The sequence below is a fragment of the Sphaerisporangium melleum genome, from assembly GCF_014646695.1.
GTDB lineage: Bacteria > Actinomycetota > Actinomycetes > Streptosporangiales > Streptosporangiaceae > Sphaerisporangium > Sphaerisporangium melleum.
In genome coordinates this window covers 18,609-30,771 of the sequence record NZ_BMNT01000019.1, presented here as the reverse complement: position 1 = coordinate 30,771, position 12,163 = coordinate 18,609, and the positions used below count along the sequence as shown (strand labels likewise).

Annotated in this window: 11 protein-coding genes; 5 read left to right on the top strand and 6 right to left on the bottom strand. The window is 72.6% G+C overall.

Annotated elements, in window-relative coordinates; all coding sequences use genetic code 11:
- Nucleotide 1: 1 nt before the first annotated feature.
- The gene (locus tag IEY93_RS17835; protein ID WP_189164213.1) at nucleotides 2-565 is read right to left on the bottom strand and encodes an ECF transporter S component; all 564 of its coding nucleotides are present in this window, start codon (nucleotides 563-565) and stop codon (nucleotides 2-4) included.
- Complete coding sequence (locus IEY93_RS17830) at nucleotides 565-2,217, bottom strand: ABC transporter ATP-binding protein (protein WP_189164212.1); 1,653 nt, start codon at nucleotides 2,215-2,217, stop codon at nucleotides 565-567. Before IEY93_RS17830 ends, IEY93_RS17835 begins: the two co-directional genes overlap by 1 nt.
- Nucleotides 2,218-2,523: 306 nt before the next feature.
- Here IEY93_RS17830 and IEY93_RS17825 point away from each other — a divergent pair, with 306 nt between their 5' ends.
- Nucleotides 2,524-3,390: a tyrosine-protein phosphatase gene (locus tag IEY93_RS17825; protein ID WP_189164211.1), complete on the top strand. Its 867-nt coding sequence runs from the start codon at nucleotides 2,524-2,526 to the stop codon at nucleotides 3,388-3,390.
- Here the strand turns inward: IEY93_RS17825 and IEY93_RS17820 are convergent.
- Together IEY93_RS17820 and IEY93_RS17815 are read right to left on the bottom strand one after the other, a co-directional pair.
- Nucleotides 3,383-4,432, bottom strand: coding sequence for a Gfo/Idh/MocA family oxidoreductase (locus IEY93_RS17820; RefSeq protein ID WP_189164210.1), 1,050 nt, complete (start codon nucleotides 4,430-4,432; stop codon nucleotides 3,383-3,385). The genes IEY93_RS17825 and IEY93_RS17820 overlap by 8 nt on opposite strands.
- On the bottom strand, nucleotides 4,429-5,331 hold the full coding sequence (locus IEY93_RS17815; protein ID WP_189164209.1) for a proteasome assembly chaperone family protein: 903 nt from the start codon (nucleotides 5,329-5,331) through the stop codon (nucleotides 4,429-4,431). The genes IEY93_RS17820 and IEY93_RS17815 overlap by 4 nt, the downstream gene beginning before the upstream one ends.
- Nucleotides 5,332-5,552: 221 nt before the next feature.
- Here IEY93_RS17815 and IEY93_RS17810 point away from each other — a divergent pair, with 221 nt between their 5' ends.
- Both IEY93_RS17810 and IEY93_RS17805 read left to right on the top strand, forming a co-directional pair.
- A complete protein-coding gene (locus tag IEY93_RS17810; protein ID WP_229691245.1) occupies nucleotides 5,553-5,897 on the top strand; it encodes an ankyrin repeat domain-containing protein in 345 nt (114 codons plus the stop codon).
- Nucleotides 5,898-5,958: 61 nt separating this feature from the next.
- Nucleotides 5,959-6,954, top strand: coding sequence for a 4-epi-cubebol synthase (locus tag IEY93_RS17805; protein ID WP_189164207.1), 996 nt, complete (start codon nucleotides 5,959-5,961; stop codon nucleotides 6,952-6,954).
- 31 nt (nucleotides 6,955-6,985) lie between these two features.
- Here the strand turns inward: IEY93_RS17805 and IEY93_RS17800 are convergent, their stop codons facing one another.
- A complete protein-coding gene (locus IEY93_RS17800; RefSeq protein ID WP_189164206.1) occupies nucleotides 6,986-9,100 on the bottom strand; it encodes an ATP-binding protein in 2,115 nt (704 codons plus the stop codon).
- A gap of 188 nt (nucleotides 9,101-9,288) precedes the next feature.
- On the opposite strand from IEY93_RS17800, the gene IEY93_RS17795 reads away from it, so the two are divergent.
- On the top strand, nucleotides 9,289-9,456 hold the full coding sequence (locus IEY93_RS17795; RefSeq protein ID WP_189164329.1) for a hypothetical protein: 168 nt from the start codon (nucleotides 9,289-9,291) through the stop codon (nucleotides 9,454-9,456).
- A 141-nt stretch (nucleotides 9,457-9,597) separates the two neighbouring features.
- Here IEY93_RS17795 and IEY93_RS17790 read toward each other — a convergent pair whose 3' ends face one another.
- Nucleotides 9,598-10,935: a hypothetical protein gene (locus tag IEY93_RS17790; RefSeq protein ID WP_203968679.1), complete on the bottom strand. Its 1,338-nt coding sequence runs from the start codon at nucleotides 10,933-10,935 to the stop codon at nucleotides 9,598-9,600.
- A 220-nt stretch (nucleotides 10,936-11,155) separates the two neighbouring features.
- Between IEY93_RS17790 and IEY93_RS17785 the strand changes: the two genes are divergently transcribed.
- Nucleotides 11,156-12,097 carry a hypothetical protein gene (locus tag IEY93_RS17785; protein WP_189164205.1) on the top strand — a complete coding sequence of 314 codons (942 nt, stop codon included), beginning with the start codon at nucleotides 11,156-11,158 and terminating at the stop codon, nucleotides 12,095-12,097.
- The last annotated feature ends 66 nt before the right edge of the window (nucleotides 12,098-12,163 follow it).

Sequence of the window (12,163 nt, the reverse complement as noted above, 5' to 3'; positions counted from 1 at the left end):
GTTACCGTCCGGTCCGCTTGGACAGCGGCTCCCAGATGGCGTCCAGCGCGGGGACCAGGATGACGACGGCGATGGCGTCGGAGATCAGCGCGGGCAGGTAGTTGATCGAGATGACCGTGGTGACGTCGATGCCCTGCACCCAGATGTCGGTGAACACGAACAGCAGGCCGACGGCGGTGGCCAGCAGCGCGCCGAGCGCGGTGACGACCAGCCGCAGCGCCTCGTTGGCGATCGGCGGCAGGTAGGCGAACAGCAGGCCCGCGAGCGCGCCGACCAGGCCGTTGGCGACGCTCCAGTTCCAGTACGTCAGGCCGTAACCCGAGATCAGGTCGATGATGGCGTTGCCGACCAGGCCGGTGAACAGGCCGGCGATCACGCCGAAGCGCTTGCCGAAGAAGGGGACCAGGGCGAAGGCGGGGCGCACCTGAACGGCCTGCGTGCCGGGGATCAGGAAGCTGAACAGGCCGAGGACCGCGTAGAGCGCGGCGCCGACCGCGCCGTACACGACGGTGCGGGAGGAGAGGGATAAGACGGGCTCGCGCGGAGTCGTCGCGTCGGTGCTCATCAGGGGGTTCCTTCCTGCGGGGAAGAGGGGGAAGGGGGAAGGAGTGCAACACGGCGGGCCAGATCGAAGGGGTGGGGGATCGATCCCGCGTCCGGGAGGTGCTCGCGGACCGCGCGCACCAGGCTGGTGGCGGCCAGGCCCGCCCGCGACCACACCGCCTCGTCGCCGGCCAGCTCGGCCGGGGTGGCGTCGGCGGCGATGCCGCCGTCGTCCACGACGATGACGCGGTCGGCGTGGGTGAGGGCGAGGTCGACGTCGTGGGTGATGAAGTAGACGCTCTCGACGTGGCCGGCGGCCAGCGCGTGGCCCATGAACTCCGTGGTGGTGCGCAGGTCCTGCCCGGCGGTGGGCTCGTCGAGGATCAGCGTGCGCGGGCGCATCGCCAGGGCGAGCGCGACGGTGAGGCGGCGCTGCTGGCCGAACGACAGCGTGCGCGGCGGCCGGGCCATGATCTGGGCCTCACCGTCCAGCAGTACGGCCCGCAGCGCCCTGCCCGACTCCTCGGCGATCTTCTCGGCGCTCCAGCCGAGGTTGCGCGGGCCGAACGCCAGCTCCTGGCCGACGGTGGCGCAGAACAGCGCCTGGCCGGGGTTCTGGAACACGTAGCCGAAGGTGGTGGCCAGGCTGAGCACCGAACGCTCGGCGACCGGCGCGCCGTCCACCAGGACCTCGCCGCGGGTGGCGTCGACCAGCGACACCGCGGCGCGCAGCAGCGTGGACTTGCCCGCGCCGTTCCGGCCGAGGACGGCGACCCGCTCGTACGGGCCGAGCGAGAGGTCGACGCCGGACAATACGGTGCGCTCGCCATAGCCGAGCCCCACCCCGTGGTACTCCAGGCGGGGGACGGTGACGCCGGACCCGCGCGCGGCCGGCTCGGGCACGGCGGGCAGTTCGGCGGCGCGCGCCACCAGGGTGGAGAAGGGCAGCTTGACGTGCCCGACCGGCGCGACCTTCAAGAACCCCTCGGCCGGGCCCTGGTGGCGGGGCCGGCCCTCCTCCAGGTAGAGGACGCCGGTGGGGGAGAACTCCAGGATCTCCTCGACGCGATGCTCGACGACGACCGCCGCGCCGCCCTCGTCGGCGAACCTCCTGATCTCCCGCATCAGCCGCAGCCCGGCGGCGGGGTCGAGGTTGGCCAGCGGCTCGTCCACGACGATCACCTGGGGGCGCATCACGAGCACGCCGGCGAAGGCGACCATCTGCAGTTCGCCGCCGCTGAGGGAGGCGGTCGCGCGGTCCAGCAGGTGCTCGATGCCGACGCGGCCGGCGACCTCGGCGATCCGGCCGCGGATCTCGGCGCGGGACAGGCCGAGGTTCTCCGGGCCGAAGGCGATCTCGGCGGCGACGGTGGTGCCGACGATCTGCTTGCGCGGGTCCTGCAGCATGGTGCCGACGACGGTGGACAGGTCGCGGATGCTCCGTCCGGCCACCGGCGCGCCGCCGACGAGCACCTCGCCGGTCACCTCGGCGCGGTAGGCGTGCGGGATGAGCCCGTTGAGCAGGCGCAGCAGGGTGCTCTTGCCGCAGCCGGACGGTCCGCAGACCAGGGTGAGGTCACCGGGGCGGACGGTGAGGCTCGTCCCGGCCAGCGCGGTGTGGCCGGTGGAGAGGTAGCGGACGCTCACGTCACGGACCTCGATGAGCGCGGTCATGACGCGATCCCTGTCTCCCCTCCGCCCGCCGGGCGCCGTGGTGGCGCGTGCCGGATGGTCGTCCAGTGGAGATTAAAGGGGAGATCAATGCCTTACGCAATTGCTGGTGAAAGGCCGGTATTGGGATGGTGTAGCCGAAAAATCCGGTTTCGGGGGTCTTAATTACATTTGCGTGTCACGCTGGTGGGCGACGGTTACGCCGCCGTTTCCCCGTGCGGGCCCGCAGGGCCGCCGCGGCCGGGCGGGCTCACCGGTCCCGCCCGCCTTCTTCATGCCCGACATACCGCGCATATAGGGTTGTCGGTGATGAGTGAAGCAACGAGGTGGATAGCCCTGGACGGCGCCGTCAACGTGCGGGACCTGGGAGGTCTCCCCACGGCCGACGGCCGGACGACCAGGTTCGGGCGGGTGCTGCGCTCGGACAACCTGCAAGGACTGACCGAGGCCGACGTACGGCGGCTCGTCGGCGAGCTCGAGCTGCGCGACGTGGTCGACCTGCGCTCGCACGCCGAGGTCGCGCTGGAGGGGCCCGGCCCGCTCACCCGCGTGCCCGAGGTGAGCATCCATCACCTGACCCTCTTTCCCGAGGTCGGCCGGCACACCGACGTCGATGCCGACACGCCGGAGGCCGCGGAGCTCGCGGAACTCGCAGGCGACGCCGCCCCCTCGCGAAGCGGCGGCGCGCAGCCGCACATCGAGGCCGACAAGGTGCTGCCCTGGCAGGGCAAGGACGAGGAGCACCCCGACGTGCGCGCACTCGGGTTCTACTACGCCTACCTGCTGGACCGGCCCGACTCGGTGCTCGCCGCCCTGCGCGTCCTCGCGCACGGCGACGGCGCGGCGATCGTCCACTGCGCCGCGGGCAAGGACCGCACCGGGGTGGTGTGCGCCCTGGCGCTCTCGGTCGCCGGAGTCACCCGTGACGCGATCGTCGCCGACTACGCGGCGACCGGCGACCGCATGGCGGCCATCCTGGCCCGCCTGCGCGCCAGCGACACCTACCGGGACGACCTCGACTCGCGTCCGGCCGACAGCCACCTGCCCCGGCCGGAGTACATGGACCACTTCCTGCGGATGCTGGAGGACCGGGACGACGGCCCGCTCGGCTGGCTGTCCCGCCACGGCTGGACCGGCGAGGACGCCGCCGCCCTGCGCTCGCGCCTGCTCAGCTGACCCGCGCGCCGGGCGGCTCCAGGGCCACGACCCGGCGCTCGGCGGCCGACACCCGGGCGGCGGCCAGGACGGCGAGCGCCTCGGCGGCCTCCAGCGGGTCCACCGGGGGAGGCGCGCCCGTGGTGAGGGACGCCACCACGCCCGCGTAGAACTCCTGGTAGGCGCCGGGCAGCGTCTCGACCGGGCGGGTGTCGCCCTCGGTGCCGAGCAGGCCCCAGTGCTCAGGAGAGTCGGCGCCCCACCCGGGGCCGCCCGGGCGCTCGCCCGCCCGCAGGCGGTCCTCCTGCGGATCCATCCCCCACTTGACGTACGCCCCGCGCGAGCCGAGCACCCGGAACCTCGGCCCGGGGCGCGCGGCGACCGCGCTCATCCACAAGTGGGACCGGGCGCCGCCCGCGTGGGTCAGCGCGATGAACGCGTCATCGTCCGCGCCCACCCCCGCCCGCCGGACGTCGGCCTCGGCGTACACGTCGGTCACCGGCCCCAGGTAGCGCAGCGCCTGGTCGACCAGGTGGCTGCCGAGGTCGTACAGCAGCCCGCCCAGCTCCTCCGCGCCGCCGTTCTCCCGCCAGCCGCCCTTGGGCACCGGCCGCCAGCGCTCGAACCGCGACTCGAACCGGTGGACCTCGCCGAGATCGAGCGTGGTCAGGGTACGGAAGTCGCCGTCCCACCGGCGGTTGTGGAACACGGTGAGCATCACCCCGCGCTCGCGTGCCAGCCCGTCCAGCTCAACGGCCTCGGCGGAGGTGGCGGCCAGCGGCTTGTCCACCACCACGGGGACTCCGGCCGCCAGGGCGAGCCGGGCGAGCGGGACGTGCGTGCGGTTGGGGGAGGCGACCACCAGCAGGCCGGGCTCGCGGGCGAGCAGCTCCTCGGCCGAGGCGACGACCGTGGCCCCGGGGTGGTCGCCGGCCACCAGCGCCGCCCGCTCGGGGCTGCGGGTGACCACGGCGTCCAGCTCCAGGCCGGGCGTGGCCCCGATCAAAGGCGCGTGGAAGAACCGCCCTGCCGGGCCGTATCCGGCCAGTCCGACCTTGATCACGAGTCTTTCTCGTCCCGCTCGGCGAGGAAGCGCTCGAACTGCGCGGCCAGCTCCTCGCCGGTCGGCATGGGCGTGCTCTCGGCCATGAGGTTCTCGCGCTCGGCGCCGTGGAAGGCGTCGTACTGCTGCTCCAGCCCCTGGATGGCGGTGGACAGCTCGGCCGAGGCGATGATCTGCTCCTCGATCTCGGCCGTGGTCTTCTCGGCGGCGTCGCGCAGGCCGTCCATCGGGAACACCAGCCCGGTGTCGCGGCTGACCGCCTCCAGCGCCGTCACCGCCGCCCGGGGGTACTCCGCCTGGGCCAGGTAGTGCGGCACGTGGACGGCGTAGCCGAGCGCGTCGTACCCGCGCGAGCCCAGGCGCAGCTCCAGCAGGGAGGCGGCGCTGCCCGGCACCTGGATGCGGCCGAACGGGCTGCCCGGCCCGCTGGTCAGCCCGGGACGGGTGCCGTGGCCGGTCAGGCCGAGCGGCCGGGTGTGCGGCGCGGCCATCGGGATGCCGTGCGCGGTGACCAGCTTGCCGATGTTCAGCCGGGTGGCGAGCGTGCCGACGGCCTCCACGAACAGCTCCCACTCGCGGTCGGGCTCGGGGCCGTGCATCACCAGGAACGGCGTGCCCGCCGCGTCGTGCGTGAGGTACACCACCAGCTCGGGCGACTCGCAGTCGACCCACCGGTCGGTGTCGAAGGTCATCAGCGGCCGCCTCGACCGGTAGTCCAGAAGACGGTCGACGTCGAACGTCGCGACGACCCGGTGCTCCAACTCGGCGAGCAGGTGGCCGACCGCGAGCCGGCCCGCCCCGCCCGCGTCCACGAACCCCTCCAAGTGGTAGAGCAGCACCGGATCGGTCAGCTCAGGGACATCACCGCTGAGCCGGTAAAGATCCGTCGGGTCGAACACCTTGGGTCCCAGCCTTTCTATCGTCTCTCAACAGAGAACCTATGGGATGTCCTGACGATTCCGCCGGTGAGTCCCCTGGTCTGCTGCCCGGGCGGCCACATCCGGTCCCCCCCGCGCGGGCCCCGCGCCGGGCCTCCGCCGCCGGGCACGGGGGCGCCGGGCACAATGGAGACGTGGAAGAGGACGCCGAGGTCGTGGAGCTGGCCACCCGGCTGTTCCAGATGGCCAGGGCCGGCGACACCGACCGGCTGTGCGCGTACGTGGACGCGGGCGTCCCGGCCGGCCTGGCCAACGACAAGGGCGACACCCTGCTCATGCTCGCGGCCTACCACGGCCACGCCGAGACCGTGCGCGCGCTGCTGGAGCGCGGCGCCGACCCCGATCGGGCGAACGACCGGGGGCAGACGCCGCTCGCCGGCGCGGTGTTCAAGAAGGAGCCGGACGTGGTGCGGGCCCTGCTCGCGGCCGGGGCCGATCCGCACCGGGGCAACCCGTCGGCGTACGCGACCGCACAGATGTTCGGGCAGGCCGAAATGCTGGCGTGGTTCACGCCGGAAGCGAAGTAACCGGTCGAATCACCACTGTCGGCCTGTAGTTAATTGGTTACTTTGTTGCCATCATGGGGGAATGGCTGATTTAGCGCCGCTCAAGCTTCTTCTTCCCTCCTTGTCGTGTCCGTTCCCCAGCGTGGTCAGCCCGCACGCCGAGCAGGTCGACGCCGAGACCTTCTCCTGGCTGGTGGAGAGCCGGATGATCGACGACCCCGCGGAGCTCGATCGCTACCGCGAGGCCCATTACGGCTGGCTGGGCGCCCGCACCTACCCCTACGCCTCCCGTGACATGCTCCGCCTGGTGACCGACTGGTGCGTCTGGCTGTTCGCCTTCGACGACGCCTTCTGCGAGTCCGACCGCCGGGCCGCGGAGATCGCCCGCGCCCTGCCGCAGCTGCTCGCCGTCCTGGACGAGGACGCCGGCTCCCGCGTGCGGGTGGAGGCTCCGTTCGCGTGCGCCTTGCTGGACATCATGTGCCGGGTCCGCGACGCGGGCAGCGCCGACCAGCTGGACCGCTGGCGCACGGTCACCAAGGACTATCTGTACGCCCAGGTCTGGGAGGCCGCCAACCGTGAGGACGCCGTGATCCCCACCTACGGCGACTACATCTTCATGCGGCGCAGAACCGGCGCCATGCTGACCGTCTTCGCGCTGATCGACCTGGCCACCGGGCACCCGCTCACCACCGACGAATGGCGGCACCGCGACCTGCGGGCGATCACCGACAGCGCCAACGACGTGGTGGTCTGGGACAACGACCTGCTGTCGTACGCCAAGGAGCGCCGCGGGGTCAACGCGCCGAACAACCTGGTCAACGTGCTGGTGCGGCACCTGCACCGCTCGATCCAGCAGTCGATGGACGAGATCGGCCGCATGCGCGACGCCGCCGTCACCCGCATGGTCGCGCTGCGGGCCGGCCTGGACGCGCTCGGCTCGCCCGCCGTCTCGGCCTACGTGCGCGGCCTCGAACACTGGATCAGCGGCAGTGTGGCCTACTCCCTCACCAGCAGCCGCTACACCAAGGCCTGGCAGGACCTCGTGCTGACCCCCGACCACGCCGAACGGAGCTGACCCCTCGCCGGTGCCCCGCCCGGCGCCGCGATCAGGTGGCGGGCGGGGCGGCGGGGTCGATCTCGCCCATGGCGTAGCTGACGGCCTCATCGAAGTTCATCCGGGTGCCCTGCTGGTAGACGTCGAGATAGGCGTCCTCGCCCAGCATGCGCTTGCACTCCTTGACGCACTGCTCGTGCTCGGTGCCGAAGAACGGGGAGCCGAACTGCGGCAGGCCGAACAGCCGCCAGTTCGTCTGCGCCGCGCCCAGGATGCGCGCGGCCCGGGACGGGTCGCCCTGCTCGACGGCGAGCTGCGACAGCGTCTCCATCGCCAGGACGGCGCCCAGCACGTCGTGGAAGTGCCGTTTGATGCGCAGCGACTCCTGCGCGCTCAGCACGGCGTCCTCGACGCGCCCGGTCATCCGTTCGATCGCCGCGGTCGCCCACACCGCGTACGAGCGCAGCCACAGCTCGCCGCGCTCGCCGCAGAGCTGGCGGCAGTCGCGCAGCAGCGCCTCGGCCTCGGCCAGCTCGTTCTGCTGGGTGAGCACCACCGCGAGCTCGACGATCGCCGGGAGCAGCCCGGGATTCAGCTCGCGCCCGCTGCGGTGGAACTCGATGGCCACCCCGAGCAGCGCGGTCGCCTTGTGCAGGTCACCCTGCAGGAACGCGGCCGTGCCCTGCATCTTCGTCGCCAGGATCACCGCGATCGAGTCGCCCACCCGCACGGCCTCGGAGGCGCACTGCTCGGCGGCGTCCAGCGCCCCGGCCGTGTCGCCCTGCGCGCTGCGGACGTAGGCGAGCACCCACAGGGCCTTGCAGCGCTCCCTGCTCGGCTGCGGGCTGGCGTGCAGGGCCCGCTCGAGGTACAGCCGGCCCTCGCGGGCGAACCCGCAGGCGACCCACATGAACCACAGCGAGGACAGCAGGTCGAGCCCCGTGCGCGCCTCGGCGGGATCGCCCAGGCAGTAGTCCAGCGCGGCGCGGATGTTGTCGTGCTCCTGCCGCATCCGCCCGAACCAGTAGACCTGGCGCGGCCCGGACCAGGCGCGCTCGCCCCGCTCGGCGAGCTGCAGGTAATAGTCGCGGTGCCGACGGCGCACCTGGTCGGTCTCGCCGAGCTTGTCCAGCCACTCCCTGCCGTAGTGCCGCAGCGTGTCGATGAGGCGGTAGCGCACCCCGGCCCGTTCGTTCCCGCTCAGCAGGATGGACTTCTCCACCAGCCCGCCGATCAGGTCCAGGACCTGCTCGGCCGGGAGGTCCTCGCTGGCGCACACATGGCGCGCGGCCTCCAGCTCGAAGTCCCCGGAGAAGATGGAAAGGCGCGCCCACAGCAGCCGCTCGGCCGGCTCGCACAGCTCGTGGCTCCAGCCGATGGCCGCGCGCAGCGTCTGGTGGCGGGGCAGCGCCGTGCGGCTGGCCCCGGCGAGCAGGCTGAACCGGTCGGTCAGCAGCGCGAGGATCTGCTCCACCGACAGCGCGCGCAACCGGACCGAGGCCAGCTCGATGGCCAGCGGGATGCCGTCGAGCCGCCGGCACAGCTCCGACACCGCCCCGATGTTGTCCTCGTCCACGGTGTAGCCGGGGAGCACCGCCGAGGCGCGCTCGGCGAACAGCTGGATCGACTCGTTCAGGAACGGGCTCTCGCCGCCGTCGTCGCCCGGCACCAGCAGCGGCGCGAGCGGGATGCCGTGCTCGCCCTGGACGCCCAGCGACTGCCTGCTGGTGGCCAGCACCCGCAGGCGCGGGGCCGCGTGCAGCAGTTGCTGGACCAGCACGGCGCACGCCTCCAGCAGGTGCTCACAGGAGTCCAGGACGACCAGCAGGTCGCGCTGGGAGATCCACTCGGTGAGGGTCTCGACCTCCGGCCGGGCCGACTGGTCGGCGATGCCGAGCGCGGCGGTGACGGCGTGCGGCACCATCGTCGGGTCCTGCAGACGCGACAGGTCGACGTACCAGACGCCGTCGGGGAACTGCGGGCTCATCTGGTGGGCGACGCGCAGCGCGGTGCGGGACTTGCCGACGCCGCCGATGCCGGTCACGGTGACCAGGCGGGACTCCTGGAAGCGTTGCCGGATGGTGGCGAGCAGCCGCTCGCGTCCGACGAAGCTCGTGAGCTCCGCGGGAAGATTACCCGTTCTCCGCCACTCTGCGGGGGATGCCATGGGCCGCCTCACGGGGGTGGTTCCGGCGTGCTGCCTGCTTCGGCATCGTACCCGTGCCGACCGTCGGCTGTCCCAGTGCCGCGGGCGTATGCCCGGCCGGGAGGCGGTGGAACGGGTGGGGGCGATGGGACGGGTGGTGATGGTGGGGGTGCGGGTCGCACCGGCCGCCGGGCGCGTAGCATTGGAGCGTGACTGTGCACGAGCCGGATGACCTGCGTCCGGTGGACCTCTTCGATGAGGGACTGCCGGTGCTGCCTGACCAGACGAGCGACGACACCGACACCGGTTGGGGCGAGTGGCGCTCGTCCGACGACGTGTCCCATCTCCTGGAGGAGCGCCCGCCGCACTGGGACTGACCGGGACACCGTCGCCCGGGCTCCGCGTCCCGCGCGGAGCCCATCTCATGTCCGTCACGGCCCGAAGGCTTCACCGGTCTTCGGGCCGCCACCACCGCCCGCGCGCTCCGGCGCCGCGGGCGGTTCGCCGTGCGAGCCCGGTCAGGCGCCGACCGGATCGGCCGTGGGCGAGGAGCCGTTCATGCTGAACACCGGCTCGAGCTCCGGCTCGCGCCGCTCGGCCCGGTCCGCCGCCGGCCGCTCGGCCTTCTCGGGGACGAGGATCGCGGGGAAGGTCCCGGTGTCGACGATGCCGTGCTCGTTGTAGGCGCTCTCGATCAGCGCGTGCGCCCGCGGCTCGAGCTTCCACAGCGCGCGCACCTCCCTGGCCGTGGTCAGCGGGATGCCGACCTCCCGGGCGATGTCGGCCGCCCTCGGCACGATCTTGCGCTCGATCTGCTTGTCCCAGTACGCCCGCGCCGCGCGCAGCAGGGCGGCGCGCTGGGCGGTGTCGACGACCTGCGGAGCGTGGTCCGGATCCATGATCTCGGCCTCCTCTTCCTCGTCGTCGAGGGCGTTGTAGGCCGCGACCGGCGCCGAGGACGCGGGCAGGGCGTGCCGCCGCTCGTCCTCCTCCTCGGGGCCCCAGGGCACCGGCGGACGCAGGTCGATGAGCGCGCTGGTGTTGTAGAGCGCGCCGATCTGCTGGAGCAGGGCCTCCTGCCGGGTGGAGTCGACGGCGAGGCCGGTGTGCTCCACCGCCTGGTCCATCACCCGGTCGAGCCTGGCGAGCGCCGCCCGCATCTTGCGGTCGGAGGCGCCGGCCTCGCGCAGCGCGCGGGCCCGCTTGGCGGCCAGCGCGACCCGGGTGAGCCTGCGGTGCGCGTCCACCTCGCTGGCCGTGCGATCGCTGACCTCGGCCAGCCCGAGCCGCACCATGGCCCGCTCGGGGGTGAGCCGCCACTTGATGCGCGAGCGGCCGGTGATGCGGTGCCGCTCGATGGCCATGCCGCGCTCCCACAGCCACGCGGCGACCAGCGGGGCGGCGAGCCGGAAGATGGCCTCGGCCAGGCTGCGGGCGTCCAGGCTGGACAGCACCGCGGACAGGCTGGTGAGCGCCCACACGGCGATGCCGTCGATGCCGGCCGAGAAGTTCTCCCGCATGTTGCGGCGCGCCCGCACCGCGCTGGTGATCACCGCGACCTCGATGAACGCGAAGAGCAGCAGGCGCAGCGGCCCGTCGAAGCCGAGCACGTCTCCGGAGAACCGCCACATGCCCTGCGCGGACACCCCGGTGGCGATGCTGGCGGCCACGATGGTGAGGATGTCCTCCGCCGGGCGGTTCTCGGCGAACTTGCGGTAGGCGACGGCGCAGGCGCGGTAGGTCGCGCGGAGAGTGAAGAACGCCAGGACCAAGAGCACCAGGGCGGACGCACAGATGATGGCCGTTTGACCTGGATGATCGGCGGCGAAGGTGGTTATCTGCTCGAAGGGGGGCATCAGTCTCTGTCCGTCATTCTCGATGTCCGACAGGATTACCGGGAGGATCATCGCAGAGTGCCGGGCCGCGCGCGCACCGGAGCCGACATTCGTCTCCGGAAAGTCACCATCCCCACCGCCCCCATCGGTATCACGCCGCTCAGATCACCGCCTTGTCGCAGGACATCTTCGTCTCCTTCACCCCCGTGACGTCGTGCGCACCGCTGCGTAGCATCTCGCTGTGTTATCCATGCTGTTCTATCTGGTCATCGCGGGCATCCCGCTGTCATTCCTCTGTGGCTCGGTGGGTCTCGCGGCGGTGTCGGCCCCGGTCCGCACGCGCGATCGCATGAGCGCGCGCTTCCTGATCTGGGGAGCGGCCTTGGTCGCGACCGGCGCCGCGGCGACCGGGCTCACCGCCTGGAGCACGAGCGAAGACATGCACTACGACGACTTCGGGTCGGCGATGACCGCCCTGGCGGGCGTGTACGGCGCGGCTCTGCTCGTCCTCGGGCTGGGTCCCTTCGTCTCGTTGCTGCTGATGACGCTCCGGCGCCGCGTCGCGCTTCTGCCGCGCGCGCTCCGGCCGGCCGTCCACCAGGCGGGCGCGCCCGCCGGCACCGCGGCGGGAGTGGCGGCGACGATGGTGGCGACCGCCGTCGCGGTCGCACTGATGATCATCGCGCCTGCCGTCACGGCGCAGGGGAGGGCGAGGGACCTTCAGGGATATCAGCCGCAGACCTCGTGGGTGTACGTCGTCGCGCTGCTGATTCTCCTCGCCCTCGCGGGCGCGCTCGCCGCCACCCGCTCGGCCGGCTCCGAGCGCGTCCTGCGCAGGCTCGGTGGCGGCTCGGCCGTGGCCCTGCGCTTCCTCAACGGCTGGCGAGCGGCTTTCCGCGCCGCATGCGGGACGGTGATCGGCCTCGCCGCCGGGTGCGTCATCGGCCTGTCGCTGGCCTGGCCGATGACCACTTATGTCGACTGGGAGCCGGCGCCGCCGCGAGCACCCTTCGAAACGCCATGGACGGCGATCGCCGTCCTCGCCGCCGGACTGCCCGTCCTCGCAGCGGCGATCGCGACCCTCGCCCCTCCCACCTGGCTCACCCGGCCCGCCCGCGCGTCGAGACCTGGTCTCAGCGCCTCCCCGGAACCGGGACGGGTCGCTCCCGCGCCGGAGGCCTGACCCGCATCGCGGCGGGCACCGGGCGCTCGTGTGCGGCCGCCCGTACCGCTCGGCGAGGACCACCGG